The following is a 19,287-nucleotide window of genomic DNA, read 5'->3' on the forward strand; positions in this document are numbered from 1 at the left end:
ATGCAGCTGTCTCCAGTAGAGTATGAGAAACGCTATTTCCTGAGCTTGGAGAGTGTCTAGAAAATCCGGGGCGATTCAGATCTTAAAGGTCGCTTAATCAGAGTTAAGGCTGAAACAGAGAAAACGCATCGCGAGTTCATGATCCCAATCCCAGACGGGCTACTTCCGCATCTCCATGTGCTCGTCCAAAACGCCAAAGCTCGGAGCTTTTCCAATGCAGACCAGTTGTTCAACGTTAATCGCTTCTCCTCGCATTACCGGAAGCTGCTAATGGCGTACGCATGACGCCGCATCGGTTCCGCCACACGATTGCATCTGATTTGATGAAGCAGCCGGATAGGAACATTCATGTAACAAAAACCCTGCTCAACCATACAAACCTCGCCACCACCATGGAATATATAGAGCCGGATTACGATGTGATGCGGGCCGTGCTCAACGAACGGACCCCCATTAGGGGCCTGGTTGAATTCATGGAGAAACGCGAAGGTTACCGGCAAAACCTAAACGGCCGATCATTAGGCAATCCGCAATACAGCGTAGGAGGCTCACCGACACGGCTCCTCAAGATCGACAGAAGCCCTCCCCTCGCGCCTCCTCAGCTTGTTGAAAAAAGCGCAATATCAACCCACAGCGCTCTTGCACTTCCGAGCCTGGCCACTCAGATGAGATCTGATACGACACCTATCGCTACTAGGAGCTCAAATGCCGAGAGCCACGCATTAGACGAGCCACTATCGGCGGATGAAATAGCATTTGTGGGGAAATTTCTGGATTGGCTTCGACACCGAGGAGTCGATTCCGGAGCTCAACTTCTACTCGACACGCGTAGCTCGCTATCAGAGCAGCTCAGAGCGTCTAAAGGCAGTTTTGAGGGAATCGCCTGGGTCAATCGCCCCACCTAACAGTGCTAATGGCTGAAAGGATGACGACCTTTCGTCGGCGACGACAATCCCGCGGACAGAAAAAAGCCAGGTATCAAGGCTTACACCCTGATCCTGGCACATTCCAATTTGACATCATTGAATCCGCAGCTATTTTTCGCCGCAGACGGCTGCTTGTCTGAACGCTGATCCCATTCAGAAAAGAAGCTTCGGTTAAGACTTGCTACGATACACCAGCCTTAACGGTCTCTTGCATACCACGGTACAAAATGGTCGGGGTAAGGGGATTCGAACTCCTGACATCCTGCTCCCAAAGCAGGCGCGCTACCGGACTGCGCTATACCCCGGTGAAACAAGAAAGCACCCCGTAAGGCGCTTCCGAAGCGGGTGACGTAACTGACGTCACTCCCTAAGATTCAACCCGATGAAGCCAGGCTAAAAATGGTGGGTCGTGTGGGATTCGAACCTACGACCAATTGGTTAAAAGCCAACTGCTCTACCAACTGAGCTAACGACCCAAATAATGGTCGGGGTAAGGGGATTCGAACTCCTGACATCCTGCTCCCAAAGCAGGCGCGCTACCGGACTGCGCTATACCCCGACGGTACTACCTCTTGAAATTGGCTCCGTGACCAGGACTCGAACCTGGGACCCAATGATTAACAGTCATTTGCTCTACCGACTGAGCTATCACGGAACGATTTTTCAATTTCAGATGCAGCGTTTGACGCGCTTCAACACAACAAATTCAGCACTTCTTTGCGAGAAAAATCTTGCACCTACTACCCTGAATCTACTGCATTTTCAGCCTCTTCGACCTGTCTGCATCGCTGCGTTCACGTCTCTGAGGCGCGCTATTCTACATTCCCAGAAACAGGTGTCAACCCTCCAAATTGCTTTTAAGACAATGATTTGCGACTTTTTTTCGAGATGACCTACAGGCCGCGAAAATCCGGCGCTCGACGGCAAAATCCCGTGCCCATAAAAAAGGGCGCTCCGCATGGAGCGCCCTTTCATGCCTCTATATAGGGAAGCGGTGAATCAGACGAAGGCGATTTCGTCGTTCTCCACAGTGCCTCTGATGCTGGTGCCAGGCATGAAGCTGCCGGACAGGATCAGCTGGGCCAGCGGGTTCTCGATCCAGCGCTGAATCGCACGCTTGAGCGGCCGTGCGCCATACACTGGGTCGTAGCCCACTGCGATCAGCTTCTCCAGGGCCTCAGGGCTCAACTCCAGACTCAGGTCGCGCTCAGCCAGGCGCTGACGCAGGCGACCCAGCTGGATCTCAGCGATACCAGCGATCTGGTCATGACCCAAAGGCTCGAAGATCACCACTTCGTCCACCCGGTTGATGAATTCCGGACGGAAGTGCGTACCTACGGCATCCATCACCGCCGCACGTTGCGCCTCACGATCGCCGACCAGCTCCTGAATGCGGGCCGAGCCCAGGTTGGAGGTCATGACAATCACCGTGTTGCGGAAATCGACGGTACGACCGTGGCTGTCGGTCAGACGGCCGTCTTCCAGCACCTGCAGCAAGATGTTGAAGACATCAGGGTGCGCTTTTTCGACCTCGTCCAGCAGAATCACTGAATAAGGCTTGCGCCGAACGGCCTCGGTCAGATAGCCGCCCTCTTCATAGCCAATGTACCCCGGTGGCGCACCGATCAGCCGCGCCACGGAATGCTTCTCCATGAACTCGGACATGTCGATGCGGACCATCGCCTCTTCGGTGTCGAACAGGAACTCCGCCAGCGCCTTGCACAGTTCGGTCTTACCCACACCGGTCGGACCGAGGAACATGAACGAACCGCTCGGACGATTAGGGTCGGACAACCCGGCTCGGGAGCGACGTACAGCGTTGGAGACCGCTACCACGGCTTCGTTCTGACCGATCACGCGCTCATGCAGCAGGCTTTCCATCTTCAGCAGTTTGTCGCGCTCGCCTTCGAGCATCTTCGACACCGGAATCCCGGTCCACTTCGACACGACCTCGGCGATTTCCTCTTCGGTCACTTTGCTGCGCAGCAACTGGTTCTCAGGTTTGCCATGCTGATCGACCATTTGCAGGCTACGTTCCAGGTCGGGAATGACGCCGTACTGCAATTCAGCCATGCGATTAAGATCGCCGCGACGACGTGCCGCTTCCAGTTCCTGGCGCGACTGCTCGATCTTCTGCTGAATCTGCGCGGATCCGGTCACTTCGGCCTTTTCCGAGGTCCAGACCTCTTCGAGATCGGCGTATTCGCGCTCCAGACGCTGGATTTCTTCCTGAAGTTTTTCCAGACGCTTGATTGCCGCTTCGTCGTCTTCTTTCTTAAGTGCCTGGGATTCGACCTTCAACTGAATCAGGCGACGCTCCAGACGATCGAGCACCTCCGGCTTGGAGTCGATTTCCATGCGGATACGGCTGGCCGCTTCGTCGATCAGGTCGATAGCCTTGTCCGGCAACTGGCGATCGGTGATATAGCGATGGCTGAGCTTGGCCGCCGCAATGATCGCGCCGTCGGTGATCGCCACTTTGTGGTGAACCTCGTAGCGCTCTTTCAGGCCCCGCAGGATCGCGATGGTGTCCTCTTCGCTCGGCTCGTCTACCAGCACCTTCTGGAAACGCCGCTCGAGCGCCGCATCCTTCTCTATATATTGGCGGTACTCGTTGAGCGTCGTGGCGCCGACGCAATGCAACTCGCCACGGGCCAAGGCTGGCTTGAGCATGTTGCCTGCGTCCATCGAGCCTTCGGCTTTGCCTGCGCCGACCATGGTGTGCAATTCATCGATGAACAGAATGACTTGGCCTTCCTGTTTGGAAAGCTCATTGAGCACACCTTTCAAGCGCTCTTCGAACTCGCCACGGAATTTGGCGCCGGCGATGAGCGAGCCCATGTCCAGCGACAGCAAACGCTTGCCGCGCAGGCCATCGGGCACCTCACCATTGATGATGCGCTGCGCCAGACCTTCAGCGATGGCGGTCTTACCCACACCAGGCTCACCGATCAGCACCGGGTTGTTTTTGGTGCGACGTTGCAGAACCTGGATGGTCCGGCGAATTTCGTCGTCACGACCGATAACCGGATCGAGCTTGCCCTCTTCGGCACGCTTGGTCAGATCAACGGTGTATTTGTCCAGCGCCTGGCGCGACTCTTCGGCATTCGGGTCGTTGACCGCGTCGCCGCCACGCAGGTTGCTGATGGCGTTTTCCAGGGCCTTCTTGCTGACGCCCTGGCCGAGCAGCAACTTGCCAAGCTTGCTGTTTTCGTCCATCGCGGCGAGCAATACCAGCTCGCTGGAGATGAATTGGTCACCCTTCTGCTGGGCCAGGCGGTCGGCCTGATTGAGCAGACGCGCCAAGTCCTGCGACATGTTCACATCGCCGGTCGGGTTTTGAATCTTGGGCAACTGGTCGAGCTCCTTGCTCAACGCCTTGCGCAGGCTGTTGATGTCGAAGCCGACTTGCAGCAGCAGGGGTTTGATAGAACCGCCCTGCTGTTCGAGCAACGCCTGCATCAGGTGCGCGGGCTCGATGGCGGGATGGTCCATGCCCACCGCCAGGGATTGAGAATCGGATAAAGCGAGCTGTAACTTGCTGGTTAAACGGTCAATACGCATTGGTCACCTTCCTAATGGGCAGGCCGGAGCAATGAACACACCTTAATAAAGAAAACCTGCCAGATAGCCCTTAGATGTGGCCGATTGCACAGGATTCAAGCGGTGACCGCTTGACACAGATCAACATTAGCTTGTTGGCGGGGATTTAGAACAAGAAATCACATGCAGACCGTAGGAGCGGGCCAGCGCGCTCCTACCGTTGGGATCGCGCGGCAATCAGACCGGCTCGATCCAAACCAACGAAGCAAACCGCCCGGTGCGCGCGCCACGACGATAAGAGAAGAAGCGTTCGTCGTTATAGGTCGACAACCCGCCGCCATACACCGCCGTCACTCCGTAGGCCGCCAGTCGCAGGCGCGCCAACTGGTAGATGTCGGCCATGAATTTGCCCGGATTAACGCTCGGCACAAAGGCTTCGTTCGTTTCGGGGTGCGTGGCCATGAAGGCCTCACGCACCTCCGGTCCGACTTCGAATGCCTGAGGCCCGATAGCCGGCCCCAGCCAGACCAGGATCTGCGAAGGCGCATCCGCAAAGCTGCCAACCGCAGCCTCCAACACCCCTGCCGCCAATCCACGCCACCCGGCGTGGGCCGCCGCCACTTGGGTGCCCTGCCGATTGCAAAACAGCGTCGGCAGGCAGTCGGCGGTCATGATCGTGCAGGCCACACCCGGCGTCCTGCTCCAGCTGGCATCGGCTTGCATCACCTGGGCAGGTGTCGCCTCAACCACATCGATGCCGTGAACCTGTTTCAGCCAGGCGGGCTGAATATTCAGACAAGACGTCAGTTTCGAACGATTCTGCGAGACCGCCTGTGAATCATCATCGACGTGATCACCCAGGTTGAAGCTGTCGAACGGAGCTGCGCTGACGCCGCCCGCGCGAGTGGTGACGCACGCCTTGATACCCACCGGCGCAGGCCAGTCGGGAATCAGCCAGTGTGCCACCGACTCACTCATCCGATGAACGCCTCACGGTCTTGCTTGAGCAGCGACAGCAGCCAGACGAAGTCATCCGGCAGAGGCGACTCCCAGCTCATGCGCTGACCGGTTGTCGGATGGTCCAGTTCCAGGAAACGCGCGTGCAGCGCCTGACGCGGGAAATGCTTGAGGGATTCGACCATGGTCACGCTGGCCGCCGGCGGAATACGGAAACGACCGCCGTAAGCCGGATCGCCCACCAACGGGAAATTGATGTGCGCCATGTGCACGCGAATCTGGTGGGTCCGACCGGTTTCCAGCTTGACCCGCACATGGGTGTGCGACCGGAAACGCTCGAGCACGCGGTAATGACTGACCGCAGGCTTGCCGCCTTCCATCACTGCCATGCGTTGACGCTGCTGGCCATGACGACCGATCGGCGCATTGATCTTGCCGCCCGCGGTCACCACGCCGATCACGATGCACTCGTAGATCCGGCTGACGCTGCGATTCTGCAATTGGGTGACCAGTTGGGTCTGCGCCTGAATGGTCTTGGCCACGACCATCAGACCGGTGGTGTCCTTGTCCAGGCGATGCACGATGCCGGCGCGCGGGACATTGATGATGTCCGGCACATGGTGCAGCAACGCGTTGAGCAAGGTGCCGTCGGCATGACCCGCGGCAGGATGCACGACCAGACCGGCCGGTTTGTTGATCACCAGAATCTGGTCGTCTTCATAGACGATATCCAGTTCGATGTCCTGGGCGACCCACTCGCCCTGAGCTTCCTGCTCGGCCTTGAGGACCAGTTCGGCGCCGCCATGTACGATGTCACGCGGGCGCAGAACGCCTCCGTCCACAGTCAGGCGGCCGTCCTTGATCCAGGCGGAAAGGCGCGAGCGCGAGTGCTCGGCGAAGAGTTGGGCGGCGACCTGGTCGAGGCGTTGACCGCCCAATTCGGACGGCACCTCTGCGCGAAGTTCAATGATCTCAGACATGCTCAAACTAGGAGGTGGCACTGGCCTTTGGTTTCGGCTGTGCGCTTGTGGTTAAATACGGCGTCTTTTGTCCCGGGGGTTCCACGGGGCGCCCATCATAACAGGACGGTCCTGCGCAAGACAGCAGGCCGTTATAGGGACGCAAGCCGCCATGCAAGTGAAACACCTGCTGCTGATAGCCATCCTCGGACTTACTGTTGCCTGTTCTTCGAAGAAAGAAGTCATCGACGAAAACCTCAGTGAAGTCGAGCTGTACCAGCAGGCGCAGGCCGATCTGGACAACAACAGCTACAACAGCGCGACCGAGAAACTCAAGGCGCTGGAATCGCGCTACCCGTTCGGCCGCTATGCCGATCAGGCGCAGCTGGAACTGATCTACGCCAACTACAAGAATGGTGAGCCGGAGGCCGCGAAGTCCGCTGCCGAGCGCTTCATTCGCCTGCACCCACAGCATCCGAACGTCGACTACGCCTACTACCTAAAGGGCCTGACCTCGTTCGACCAGGACGTGGGCATCATTGCGCGCTTCCTGCCGCTGGACCAGACCAAGCGCGACCCGGGCGCTGCCCGTGATTCGTACAACGAGTTCGCCCAGCTGACCAGCCGCTACCCGAACAGCCGCTACGCGCCGGACGCCAAGCAGCGCATGATCTACCTGCGAAACCTGCTGGCGGCCTACGAAATCCACGTGGCCGACTACTACCTGACCCGCCAGGCGTATGTCGCAGCGGTCAATCGTGGTCGTTACGTCGTGGAAAACTTTCAGGAAACCCCCGCGGTCGGCGACGGCCTGGCGGTGATGGTCGAAGGCTACCAGCGTCTGCACCTGGACGATCTGGCCGACACCAGTCTGCAAGTGCTCAAGGCCAACTACCCGGATCACCCGCAACTGGCCGATGGCAAGTTCAGCCCACGCACGCCGGACCCGGACAACCGCTCGTGGCTGTCGAAAGCGACGCTGGGCCTGATCGAGAGCCGTCCGCCGCTGCCACCGGGAGAAACCCGCGCCAACCAGGACGTGATCAAGCAGTACCAGGACGCCAAGGAAGCCATTCCGGCCGAACTGTTGCCTGAGAACCAGCCGGCAGAAGAAGAGAAGAAAAACGAAGATGACGACGGCACGCCCAAAAGCCGCTCGATCTTCAGCTACATGACCTTCGGCCTGTTCGACTGATTACAGTCACGGCTCAGGCGTCACACAGAAAGAGGTCCTACGGGGCCTCTTTTTCATTTCCGACATCGCTTGGCGGCGCAGATCGCTGTGCGCCCGCCAACGCGTTGGCTACACTGCGGCATCTTCACTCACTAAGCTGGTAGACATGATTCGCTTGATTATGTGGGTCGCCTTGATCATGGCGGCGATCTGGTTCTTCAAACGCCTGACCAAAGGCCCTGCCCGCAAGCCGACAAACGCCGCGCCCGAAATCGACGCCACGCCAATGGTGCGTTGCGCCCAGTGCGGCGTTCACGTTCCCCGCGATCGGGCGCTAAGTCAGGGTCAGCAGTGGTATTGCACTGAAGCCCACCGTTTACAGGGCCCGGCCGCACGTGACCGCTGAAACCCTGCCGCTGGCGACACCTCAAGCCCAGCGCATCCTGCGGTTGTATCACTTGTACCGCCTGAGTATCGGCATCTTGCTGGTGCTGTTGATTTCCAGCAGCCTGGATGCCGAACTGCTGGAGCTGGCGGACATCGAGCTGTTTCGCACCGGTTGCTGGCTGTATCTGGTGTTCAACATCCTGGTGGTCGTGCTTCTTGAGCGGCCGGCTCGCCAGGGACATTTGTTCACCTTGGCGATGACCGATGCCTTCATGCTCTGCGCGCTGTTCTATGCGGGCGGCGGCGCGCCCAGCGGGATCGGCAACCTGATCGTCGCATCCGTAGCGATCAGCAATGTGCTGCTGCGCAAACGCATTGGCCTGTTGATCGCCGCGGTGTCGGCGATTGGCATCATCTACCTGACCTTCTATATCAGCTACCACAGGCCCGCCGCTACCAGTCACTTCGTCCAGGCCGGCTCTCTCGGGGCCCTGTGTTTCGCTGCGGCGTTGCTGGTGCAAACCCTGGCTCGTCGGCTGCAGGTGAGCGAGGACATCGCCGAACAACGCGCTGCCGATGTCGATAATCTCGAAGAACTCAATGCGCTGATCCTGCAACGCATGCGCACCGGGATCCTGGTGCTGGATGCCGACCGAAAGGTGTTGCTGGCCAACCAAAGCGCGCAAACGCTACTCGGCCACGAGCACTTGCTCGGCGAAGCCATCGACCTCCATTCGCCGCAACTGGTGGAACGGCTCAGGCAGTGGCAGATCAACTCGTCGATGACGCCGCGCAGCATGACCACTTCGGCCATCAGCCCGGTGCTGCGTCCCGGCTTCATTGCGCTCACCCGGGGCCAGCAACGGCACACGCTGGTGTTCCTCGAGGACCTGTCGCAAATATCCCAACAGGCCCAGCAACTCAAACTCGCCGCGCTGGGCCGATTGACGGCCGGTATCGCCCACGAGATCCGCAACCCGTTGGGTGCGATCAGCCATGCCGCCCAATTGCTGCAGGAATCCGAGGAACTGGCTGGACCGGACCGGCGTCTCAGTCAAATCATTGAAGATCAGTCGCGACGAATGAATCTGGTGATCGAGAACGTGCTGCAGCTGTCCCGCCGACGTCAGACCGAACCTCACCTGCTCGACCTCAGGCAGTGGCTCGAACACTTCGCCAGCGACTTTCGCAGCAGGCTGGCGGCCGACCAGTTCGTCCATCTGGACATTGGTTTCGGAACCCTGACCACGCGCATGGATGCAGAGCAACTGCAGCAGGTCATGACCAACCTCGTGCAAAACGGCCTACGCTACAGCGGCCAGTTGCACGCGCACGCTCAGGTGTGGCTGCGGCTGTTTCATGATGCACAAAGCGACTTGCCGAGCCTTGAAGTACTGGATGATGGCCCCGGCGTCGCCACTGAGCATCTGACGAAAATATTCGAGCCTTTCTTCACCACCGAAAGCAAAGGAACCGGACTCGGCCTGTACCTTTCCCGCGAACTGTGCGAAAGCAATCAGGCGAACCTGGATTACACACCACGAGAAGGCGGCGGCTGCTGCATGCGGATCACCTTCGCCCATCCGTTCAAATTGAGTTGAACATGAGCCCACCGCAAAAGATCCTGATCGTCGACGATGAGCCAGACATTCGTGAACTGCTGGAGATCACGCTAGGGCGGATGAAGCTGGATACGCGCAGCGCCCGCAACCTGAGGGAGGCCCAGGACTGGCTGGCTCGGGAGCCGTTTGACCTGTGCCTGACCGACATGCGCCTGCCCGACGGCAACGGTCTGGAGCTGGTGCACCACATCCAGAAGCGCCACACCCAGGTGCCCGTGGCGATGATCACGGCCTACGGCAGCCTCGACACCGCCATCCATGCCCTAAAAGCAGGTGCGTTCGACTTCCTCACCAAACCTGTGGACCTGGGCCGACTGCGTGAGCTGGTGAGCAGCGCCTTGCGCCTGCACGCGTCGCCGCCCGGCGAGAACAGCATCGACCACCGTCTACTCGGCAATTCCCCGCCGATGCAGGCCCTGCGCAAGCAAATCGGCAAGCTGGCACGCAGCCAGGCACCGATCTACATCAGCGGTGAATCCGGCAGCGGTAAGGAACTGGTCGCCCGCCTGATCCACGAACAAGGCCCGCGGATCGACAAGCCGTTCGTGCCAGTCAACTGCGGCGCGATTCCGACAGAACTGATGGAAAGCGAATTCTTCGGCCATCGCAAAGGCAGCTTCACCGGTGCTCACGAGGACAAGCCAGGGCTGTTTCAGGCGGCCAACGGCGGCACGCTGTTTCTCGACGAAGTGGCTGACCTGCCGCTGGCCATGCAGGTGAAACTGCTGCGAGCCATTCAGGAAAAATCCGTGCGCGCCGTAGGCAGCCAGCAGGAACAGGTGGTGGACGTGCGTATTCTCTGCGCCACCCACAAAGACCTCAGCGTCGAAGTCGCGGCCCAACGCTTCCGCCAGGATCTCTACTATCGGCTCAACGTCATCGAATTGCGCGTTCCGCCCCTGCGCGAACGCCGCGAAGACATTGAGGAAATCGCCAGCAACGTTCTGCGCCGTCTGGCTGAAACCGCCCAGCCGCCGGCACGCCTGACACCTCAGGCCCTGTCAGCACTGAAAGGCTATCGCTTCCCCGGTAACGTGCGCGAACTGGAAAACATGCTCGAACGGGCCTACACCCTCTGCGAAAACGACCAGATCAACGCCGACGACCTACGCCTCGCCGAACCGTTAAGCGCCGTCGAACAGGACGGCCCGAGCCTGGCCGACGTCAACAACCTAGAAGAGTACCTGGAAAGTATCGAACGCAAGCTGATCCTCCAGGCCCTGGAAGAAACCCGTTGGAACCGCACGGCTGCGGCTCAGCGGCTGAACCTGACATTCCGCTCGATGCGGTATCGGTTGAAGAAGCTGGGGTTGGAGTGATCCGGAAAGTCCCTGTTGAGGACCTTCATAGGTTTCGCGCCGTTGGCTATGGCCAAGCGTTCACGCTGGATTTCCGGCATACCGCAAACCTGTAGGAGACGTCGGAGGTTACGGCAGCGAATGCGGTGGGTAAGTTGCAGAGCCCCCTTCTGACACTCTGCATTCGCCAGTTTCTATAATCAACGGCGGGAAGTAGCAGGTCCGACTCTGGCATCGGGCGCATACGGCTGCGGATCGATAATCGGCTCATCGCCCACCAGCAAATCCGTCAGCAACTGACACGATGCCGGCGCCAGTACCAGACCGTTGCGGAAATGCCCGCAGTTCAGCCATAACCCCTCATGTTTCAGCACCGGCCCAATGAATGGAATCCCGTCGGGCGAGCCCGGACGCAACCCGGCCCAATGCCCCACTACCTCTGCGTCGGCCAGCGCCGGAATCAATTCCACTGCCGATGCCTTCAGGCTTTCCAGCGCGTTCCTGGTTGGGGTCTTGTCGTAGCCCTCGTATTCCAGCGTACTGCCCACCAATATGTGTCCATCCCTGCGCGGAATTGCGTAGCGGCCTTTGGCGAGGATCATGCTCGGCAGGAAATCCGAGGCGCACTTATAGAGGATCATCTGCCCTTTCACGGGCTCAACCGGCAGCTCAAGCCCCAGCCTGCCCAGCAGATCGCCGCTCCAGGCCCCTGCGGCCAACACCACGCAGTCCCCTAGAATGTCCCCTGCCGAAGTGGTCACGCCGATGATCCGGTCCTCGTCACGCACGAAATCACTAACTTCACACTGCTCATGAATAGTGACATTAGGCATCGCCAGCAAAGCCGCCTTGAGCGACTTGACCAGCCGCGGGTTACGCACGTTGGCGATATCGGCCATATGCACCGCGCGCGAGTACCCGCTTCCCATCACTGGCACGGCGTCATACGCCGCCGAGATATCCACCGAGCGCAAGGGCCGATTGAGTCGCGCCGCCCACTCCAGCGCCTGCTGCTCGTCATCCAGATCCAGCCAGTACAAACCCGTCTTGTGAACTTGCGGATCGATACCAGTGGCCTCGAGCAGGCGCTCCGCCAACTGTGGATAAAAGTCCTGCGACCAATGCGCCAGCGCTGTCACGGCAGGGCTGTAGCGCCACGGGTAAAGCGGCGAAACGATGCCCCCGCCCGCCCACGAGGACTCCTGCCCGACACCCGAGCGATCGAGTAACACCACGCTCTGGACTTTTGCTGCGACGTTGAAGGCGGTCAGCAGACCGATGACACCACCACCGACGATTACCACGTGTTGCATGGACATGCAGATCCCGATCATCAATAGAAAATCAACGCCGGTCTGCGCCCCTCGAGTTGCAGATAACCGACTCCACAGCGGCTCGAAAACCTCGCCATGCCACTGGTCGGGAGAATATCCCCGAACATCCACTACATCGCGACTTCGAACCTGAGTAGTATCACCATATTTCAAATGAAAAATGGAATTTCCTCGATGGATTTCGGCTCTGGCATTACGCGTTCGACTTCGCGTCGCAGCTGGCAAGGTTCTTTGGGGAGCGATAGCGGCGGGTTTACCTTGATCGAATTGATCGTGACGGTTGTGATCGTGGGGATTTTTGCGGCGATCGCCATGCCGAGCTTTTCTAGCTTGATTCACCGCAACAGTGTTCGCGCAGCAGCGGACGAATTCTACGATCTACTTCAGTATGCGCGAGCCGAGGCGGTCACACGGCGCACCACTGTCAATATCAGCGCGGACGTCGATACCACCAACATTGTCGTGACCCTTTTAGGCACAAATGGAACCGATACTCGGCTCAGACAAGTCGGTGCCAACGGCTTGCAGACCGGAGTCAGGATCAACTCCGAGGTCAACAGCGTCAACTTCTTACCTACCGGCACAGCGTCGACCAGTGCCTGTTTCGAGATCCTCTTCCCGACCGACACATCCATCGCCGCACAATATATTTCGTTGCTTGGCAGTGGGCGGGTCACCCCGCCTACCGCGGCCAAGCCGGATGGCTGCTGATGAATACCTTCAATCCTCATCGTAGCGCTGGCTTCAGCATGATCGAAGTGCTGGTGAGCCTGCTCATTACTGTCATCGGCGTGCTGGGCATGGTTGCATTGCAGAGCAAAGCCATTCCTTACACGCAGGATTCGGTGCAGCGTAATACGGCCATGATGCTTGCCGATGATCTGGTGGAGATGATCCGCACCGCGGGCAGCTGCACGGCATCCAATAATTGCCTCAAACCACCGGGTACTGCTTTTGCCGACGCCACGACCAGCTGCGTTCCGACGCCCACTGTCCTTGCTCAGCAAATCGGCTGCTGGAAAACTCAAGCGGGCAAGGCGCTGCCTGGCGCGACTGATCTTTTGACCGGTTCGTTTTATATCTGCCGCAGCGTCAAACCGGGCGACGCAGTAGCCGAAGCATGTGGTACAGAAAGCACCGTTGATACCGAAATAGAGATACAGGTTGCCTGGTCCGTGAAAAACAATGCGGACTGCATGGACGCCAACGCCAAGGACTCGATATGCACTTACCGAATCAGGACACGCCTGCCATGAGAGCCGCAGCCATGAGGTACCGGTCTGCAACCCGACAACGCGGCCTTTCATTGATCGAGCTAATGGTGGCCATGGTCATTGGCTGTTTCCTGATCCTGGGCGTCACTCAGATTTTCATCAGCAATCAAAAAAGTTACCTGTTCCAGCAAGGGCAGGTAGGAAATCAGGAAAATGGACGATTCGCATTGGCAATTCTGAGCCAGGAACTCTCCAAGGCAGGTTATCGCAGCAACCCCTATCAAGCGTTTAGCAAGGGGTCGGGACAGAGCTGCACCTTTCCCGAAGGTTCGTCTGTTATCGCGAATTCGGCGACCTCTGTCTGCATTCGCTATCAGGCAAGCAATCGACTGGACGTGTCATGTCAAGGCACGGCATTGTCGGAAACTGACCAAGCGAGCATTGATACCCCCTATGACAGGCTCAAGGAAAACCCGGTCATCGTTGAGAAAATTTACTTCGATCCCGCTACCAGCTCGATCATTTGCGCGTCCGGTTCCGGTTCCCAGCAACTGGTTACCGGTGTTGCCGCCTTGCGCTTCGACTATGGCTCGGGATCCGCCGACCTTAAAACGGTGACGACTTACGGTACCGCCACGACGGACGTCATCGGTGCCGTACGCTACGCCGTCCTCATGAAAAGCCCCGGCTCAGCGTCGCTTCAGGACACAACCGATGCTAAATCGCCGGCGTTGACCGAGTGGGACAGTCGCTATGGCACCACGTTGGCGGCAAGTGACAAGTCTGCGCAGCTCTATCAACTGCTTCAGGGCACGATGATGATCAGGAATCAGATGCAATGATGCCGGTCCACTTTCCGTGTGCTCGAACAGCCAGACAGCAACAAGGGGCGACACTGCTCGTCGCCCTCATGATGCTGCTGATCATCACGCTGTTGGCGTTGTCCAGCCTGCGAGGTGTTTCGCTCGAGTCGAGGATTACCGGCAACCTGCGCTTGCAGAAGATTCTGACCAATGCTGCAGAAGGTGGGCTGCGGGTCGGCGAGCAAAGTATCAGCACCTCCATTGCCCCCGACAAAATCACGCCCTGCACATCGACAGCTTGCATGCCTTGGAGTCTTCTGAGCAGCGATCTGGCAACGACAAGTACCATCGATACGCCGGTACGTTTCGGCTCAGCAGACGCTAATAACGTTGCCACCCTGAACACCAATTACGACGCCAAAGTCCAGTGGTACGTGGTCGAACTTCCGCTTCCACGCATCAGCCAGGGCAACTGCGCGCTCACCGGCTGCGGTCGCAGGTATTACGAGGTCAATGCCTGCGCATCGACCGTCCTCTGCACCAGCGACGCGACGACTGCGCGAGTCATCTTGCGCTCTGTCATTGCACGGTCTTACTAATGAACATTCACCCGCACTGCGCCGCCATGAATAAGTCCAACGCATTTAAACGGGTAGGCATGCTGCTCACTGCCTTGCTCCTGTCGACGCCACTGGCGCACGCGGCGGTAAGTCAAGAGCCCGCGCAGACACCCCTGTTCGTCAACGACTCGGTGCCTCCCCTGAATATGCTGGTGGTCGGGCGCGATCACAAATTGTTCTTCCCAGCGTACAACGATGCCTCGGACCTGGATGGCGACGGGGCGATTGAGATTCGCTACAAGCCTTCGATCGATTACCTGGGTTATTTCGACTCGCTGACGTGCTACACCTACAACACCAGCGGATACTTCACCGCCTCCTCGAAAACCACTGAGGCCAACCTGAAAAAATGCCCTGGCACTTGGAGTGGTGACTACCTCAACTACCTGACGACCTCACGGGCGGATGCGCTGCGCAAGGTGCTCTACGGCGGCTACCGCAGCACCGATACAGACACCGACACCGCCAACGCCCCCCAGACCATTCTGGAGCGCGCCTACATTCCAACTGACGCACACACCTGGGGTAAGGAATACACCAGTTACGATTTCGACGGATACAACCTCTCCGACTACACGCCGTATGCCAACCCCAGTTCCGGCAATCGCACGCTGTTCGCCAACAACACGCCGTCTTCGGCGCCGTTGCTGCGGGTGCTGTCCAACATTGCCAACATCCGCATATTCGGATGGGTTTCCCGCGAGACAACCCAAGGCGGAACGACAGCCACGAACACCTCGTTCAAGGACGTAACGGTCAAGCCCGTCGACTACAACGTACGGGTCGAGGTATGCAAAAGTGGCTACATCGAGAGCAATTGCAAGCTCTACCCCAACGGTAAGTACAAACCCACCGGTATCCTTCACGACTACGGCGAAGGCAACCAGATGTACTTCGGCCTGATGACCGGCACTTATCAGAACAACCTTCAAGGTGGGGTCGTGCGCAAGGCCATCAGCAGCTTTGCCAATGAAGTCGACACCTCGACCGGGATATTCGGCACTAAATCCGGCAGTACCTATACCAAGGGCGGCATCATCGGCACCCTCGACGGATTGAAACTCAGCAGCAGTGGCGGCTGCACATCCACGGCGCAGACAGGTAATACCATCACCAATGCTACCTGCCAGAACTGGGGCAACCCGCTGGCGGAGATGATGTTTGAAACGATGCGTTACTACAGCGGATCCGGTGCCAAGCCAACCACCGCTTATGCCTCCGGTACAGCCGATAAGAATCTGGGCCTCAGCGGCCTGACTTCGTGGTCCGATCCCTACGCCAGCTCCCCCAATGCAGAGGACTCGCCACCGACCTTTCCCAGTTGCTCCAAACCTTTTGAGACGCTGTTCAGTGACGTGAACCCGACTTACGACACCGACGTGCCGAATGCTGCGTTCTCACCTACCAACCTTCCCAGCGTACCAACGGTTCTGAATAATTTTGCCCCGCAGACATTGGGCCTGACGATCTGGAACGCCGACGTGGGCAGCGGCAACAAGAACATCAACATCGGCCAGACGACGAGTGTCAACGACTCGGCACCTACTGCCAAAGTCGCCTCCAGCCTGGGCAATATCCGTGGCCTGCCCGAGGAGCCGACCAAGGAAGGTACGTATAACGCCGCAGCCGTGGCCTACTACGCCAATACCCATCCCATCACTTCGCTGGGCTCGCAAAAAGTCCAGACATTCTCCATTGCACTGTCCTCGACATTGCCGCGCATCCAGATGCCGGTGGGAAGCAGCACCATCACCCTGCTGCCCTTCGGCAAGGTCACCAGTGGCGTGACCGAACAGATCACCGGCTTTTATATCGACTCGCTGTACAACATGCCGGGGCAGTTGAAAGATACTTCAGTGAACGGAGGCCGCGCGCAGGCGGTGTTTCGTGTTGTCTACGACGATTGCGGCCAAGGCTGCGACTACGACATGGACGCCATTGTGCTGTACACCGTCTCGGTCGTCGGGACCGGGGCCGACGCAACGCTCGACGTGCGACTGGAGACAGTCTATTCGCAAGCGGGCAACGAATCGCACATGGGGTACACCATTTCCGGTACGACCCACGACGGCATCTATCTGGAAGTGACCGGCGGTGGCAGCGGCAACCAACACTACGTACTCGATACACCCGGCTCCCAACTTCCCGGATCGTGCTCTTCGGGCTGTAACAACTCCACCACTCTGTTGCCTGGCATGAAGTCGGGAAGTACGGTGGTCAACGGCGCCACTTACCACACCCGTAACTTCAAGCCTTCATCCGCCACTTCGGTGACCAACCTTGAGAACCCACTGTGGTACGCCGCCAAATGGGGTGGTTTCGGTGACTCGACCAATACCACTTCGAGCTCGCCGGTAGCCGGCAAATGGGATTCGAACGTCTCCGGGACGCCTGACAACTACTTCCTGGTAAGCAGTGCGTCGACGCTCAAGGCGCAGCTTCAGGCGGCCTTCAGCCAGATCGCACAAAAAAATACATCCGTGGCGGCGCCAGCAGCCGTCCCCTCGCCATTGAAAGCGGACGCCTCGACTTCGACCTATACCAACAGCTTCAACATTGCACAGTGGAGCGGTGACTTGACCAAAACCACCACCACCACCACCACCACCACCAGCACCACAGGCACCAGCACCAGCACCAGCACCAGCACCACCACGAAGACCCTTAATTGGACAGCGGCAGCGGTGATGCCAGAGGCTTCCAAGAGAAACATTCAGATGGCCAACGCTGCTGGAACCGGACTGCAGGCCTTCACATACAGCAATTTGGGCACCCTTACCTATGCCAGCGTCAAGTTGCAGACAACCCTGACTTCCGACCAAGTGGCGTTCATCAGGGGAGTGCGTACGCTGGAAGGCACAACGTTCCGCCGGCGCGCTTCGACACTGGGCGACATCGTCAACTCGCAACCGGTCTTCGTTCAGGCAGGCACATTTACAAATACGCTGGCGGACTCACTGAACGGAACCAGCGGCGACTACGCGAAATTCAAGACAACGGCCAACGCGCGTCGCTCGCAGGTGTATGTCGGGGCCAACGACGGCATGCTTCACGCATTCGATGCAACCACCGGCGTGGAGCAGTTCGCCTTCGTGCCCACTGCAGTCATTTCAAAGCTCAGCGCCCTGTCGGGGACAACCTACAATACCGACTCGTCCCTGCACCGATATTATGTCGATGGCTCCCCGGTGGTTTCCGACGCCTATTTCAACTCAGCCTGGCACACGGTATTGGTGGGGACACTGGGGGCTGGCGGTAAGGAAATCTTTGCGCTGGATATCACCGATCCCGACAACATCAAGCTGTTGTGGGAGTTCACTTCACAAAACGACACGGATCTGGGCGCTACATTTTCTACCCCCTACATTTCCAAACTGCACTCTGGAGAGTGGGGCGTCATCTTCGGCAGTGGCTACAATGGCGATAACGGCAATGCCAGCCTGTTCATTCTCAACGTTGCCACGGGCGCGAAGATCGCCAAGCTGACGACCCCAGCCAGCACCCCCAAAGTGGATAACGGGCTGTCTTCGCCAGTGATCCTTGATACCAACTCCGACGGCATCGCTGACTACGCCTACGCGGGTGACCTGCTGGGCAACCTTTGGCGCTTCGACTTGATCAGCCCGGGCTCGCTGACCGACGCCACCACCGCTAGCAGCTACAAAGTGGCGTTCAACGGCACTCCGCTATTCACCGCCTCGGCTGGCACTACGGGCGCTGCGGCACAATCGATTACTACCCCTCCCGTCCTTTACTCACATCCCAGCGGTACAGGGAACCTGGTCATATTCGGGACCGGCCGTTACTTCACCTCGGCGGATAAGGCCAGTACTGACCTGCAGACCCTCTACGGAATCTGGGATCCGCAAACGGATGGGCAGGTAGCAACTACACCTACAGGGACGTCCACCAGCAGCCCGGCAGGACGTAGCAATCTTCAGGCCCAGATCCTGTCTTCGGCCAGCGGCACACTTGGCACCAGTACCGGATTACGAACGGTCACCACCCGCTCGGTAGACTGGACCGCCAAATATGGTTGGTATCTGGACTTGCAGACCGACGGAAAATCGACCGGCGAGCGTATGGTCGATTTGATGACAATCAAGGGCCAAGTCCTGTTCGTCGCCACCCGCACACCCATCACCGGCGTGTGTGAAGCAGGTATTCAGGGTAAGCAATTGGAGCTTGACCCTAACACCGGGGGTGCGAATACCTTTTCGGTATTCGACTTCAACGGCGATGGTGTAATTGACAGCAACGACACCTTGTCCGGCGTGATCATCAGCGGCTACAACTCGTCAGGAATAGGGTTCACCGTCGTTTCTGGCGATGGCCCGTCGGGACTGTCCACCGTTTATTCCAGCGGTGGCAACAGCATGAATGCGTTTACCGGCCTGCAGTACAACGGCCGCCAAACCTGGCGAGCGATTCCTTCACCTTAAGAGATCGG

The 19,287-nt window shown here is 58.5% G+C and carries 13 protein-coding genes, 4 tRNA genes and 1 pseudogene; 10 read left to right on the forward strand and 8 right to left on the reverse strand.

Annotated features, from left to right (window positions below; translation table 11 throughout):
• Positions 1-72: 72 nt before the first annotated feature.
• Positions 73-476 (forward strand): annotated as a pseudogene (locus CE491_RS30615) (tyrosine-type recombinase/integrase); the annotation flags it as partial.
• A 678-nt stretch (positions 477-1,154) separates the two neighbouring features.
• Here the strand turns inward: CE491_RS30615 and CE491_RS03280 are convergent.
• The 7 genes from CE491_RS03280 to rluD all read right to left on the reverse strand — a co-directional run bounded on the left by CE491_RS03280 (position 1,155) and on the right by rluD (position 6,406).
• A tRNA-Pro gene (locus tag CE491_RS03280) sits at positions 1,155-1,231 on the reverse strand.
• Between the two features lie 95 nt (positions 1,232-1,326).
• Positions 1,327-1,402: transfer RNA gene (locus CE491_RS03285), tRNA-Lys, on the reverse strand.
• 6 nt (positions 1,403-1,408) lie between these two features.
• Positions 1,409-1,485: transfer RNA gene (locus CE491_RS03290), tRNA-Pro, on the reverse strand.
• A gap of 20 nt (positions 1,486-1,505) precedes the next feature.
• Positions 1,506-1,581, reverse strand: a tRNA-Asn gene (locus CE491_RS03295).
• Positions 1,582-1,925: 344 nt separating this feature from the next.
• The gene (clpB, locus tag CE491_RS03300; RefSeq protein ID WP_110946938.1) at positions 1,926-4,490 is read right to left on the reverse strand and encodes an ATP-dependent chaperone ClpB; all 2,565 of its coding nucleotides are present in this window, start codon (positions 4,488-4,490) and stop codon (positions 1,926-1,928) included.
• 216 nt (positions 4,491-4,706) lie between these two features.
• Positions 4,707-5,447 carry a peptidoglycan editing factor PgeF gene (gene pgeF / locus CE491_RS03305; RefSeq protein ID WP_407681320.1) on the reverse strand — a complete coding sequence of 247 codons (741 nt, stop codon included), beginning with the start codon at positions 5,445-5,447 and terminating at the stop codon, positions 4,707-4,709.
• Positions 5,444-6,406 (reverse strand): 23S rRNA pseudouridine(1911/1915/1917) synthase RluD, encoded by a 963-nt coding sequence (gene rluD / locus CE491_RS03310; RefSeq protein ID WP_110946939.1) that lies wholly within the window; start codon positions 6,404-6,406, stop codon positions 5,444-5,446. The genes pgeF and rluD overlap by 4 nt, the downstream gene beginning before the upstream one ends.
• 151 nt (positions 6,407-6,557) lie before the next feature.
• Between rluD and CE491_RS03315 the strand changes: the two genes are divergently transcribed.
• The 4 genes from CE491_RS03315 to CE491_RS03330 all read left to right on the forward strand — a co-directional run bounded on the left by CE491_RS03315 (position 6,558) and on the right by CE491_RS03330 (position 10,887).
• Positions 6,558-7,580, forward strand: a complete 1,023-nt coding sequence (locus CE491_RS03315; RefSeq protein ID WP_110946940.1) for an outer membrane protein assembly factor BamD — start codon at positions 6,558-6,560, stop codon at positions 7,578-7,580.
• 145 nt (positions 7,581-7,725) lie between these two features.
• Entirely contained in the window at positions 7,726-7,965 is a 240-nt protein-coding gene (locus tag CE491_RS03320) for a PP0621 family protein (RefSeq protein ID WP_110946941.1), read from the forward strand.
• The gene (locus CE491_RS03325; protein ID WP_110946942.1) at positions 7,955-9,547 is read left to right on the forward strand and encodes a sensor histidine kinase; all 1,593 of its coding nucleotides are present in this window, start codon (positions 7,955-7,957) and stop codon (positions 9,545-9,547) included. Before CE491_RS03320 ends, CE491_RS03325 begins: the two co-directional genes overlap by 11 nt.
• 2 nt (positions 9,548-9,549) lie before the next feature.
• Entirely contained in the window at positions 9,550-10,887 is a 1,338-nt protein-coding gene (locus tag CE491_RS03330; protein WP_110946943.1) for a sigma-54-dependent transcriptional regulator, read from the forward strand.
• A 179-nt stretch (positions 10,888-11,066) separates the two neighbouring features.
• Here CE491_RS03330 and thiO read toward each other — a convergent pair whose 3' ends face one another.
• Positions 11,067-12,185, reverse strand: a complete 1,119-nt coding sequence (gene thiO / locus CE491_RS03335; protein ID WP_110946965.1) for a glycine oxidase ThiO — start codon at positions 12,183-12,185, stop codon at positions 11,067-11,069.
• Between the two features lie 189 nt (positions 12,186-12,374).
• Between thiO and CE491_RS03340 the strand changes: the two genes are divergently transcribed.
• The 5 genes from CE491_RS03340 (at position 12,375) to CE491_RS03360 (ending at position 19,279) form a co-directional block, all read left to right on the forward strand.
• Positions 12,375-12,911, forward strand: a complete 537-nt coding sequence (locus CE491_RS03340; RefSeq protein WP_199884962.1) for a GspH/FimT family pseudopilin — start codon at positions 12,375-12,377, stop codon at positions 12,909-12,911.
• Positions 12,911-13,456, forward strand: a complete 546-nt coding sequence (pilV, locus tag CE491_RS03345; protein ID WP_110946945.1) for a type IV pilus modification protein PilV — start codon at positions 12,911-12,913, stop codon at positions 13,454-13,456. Before CE491_RS03340 ends, pilV begins: the two co-directional genes overlap by 1 nt.
• Positions 13,453-14,256, forward strand: coding sequence for a PilW family protein (locus CE491_RS03350; RefSeq protein ID WP_199884963.1), 804 nt, complete (start codon positions 13,453-13,455; stop codon positions 14,254-14,256). The genes pilV and CE491_RS03350 overlap by 4 nt, the downstream gene beginning before the upstream one ends.
• Positions 14,257-14,324: 68 nt before the next feature.
• Positions 14,325-14,816: a pilus assembly PilX family protein gene (locus CE491_RS31015; protein WP_407681321.1), complete on the forward strand. Its 492-nt coding sequence runs from the start codon at positions 14,325-14,327 to the stop codon at positions 14,814-14,816.
• Between the two features lie 26 nt (positions 14,817-14,842).
• On the forward strand, positions 14,843-19,279 hold the full coding sequence (locus tag CE491_RS03360; RefSeq protein WP_234407495.1) for a pilus assembly protein: 4,437 nt from the start codon (positions 14,843-14,845) through the stop codon (positions 19,277-19,279).
• Positions 19,280-19,287: the final 8 nt, after the last annotated feature.

It is taken from the genome of Pseudomonas bohemica, from assembly GCF_002934685.1.
Taxonomy (GTDB): Bacteria; Pseudomonadota; Gammaproteobacteria; order Pseudomonadales; family Pseudomonadaceae; genus Aquipseudomonas; species Aquipseudomonas bohemica.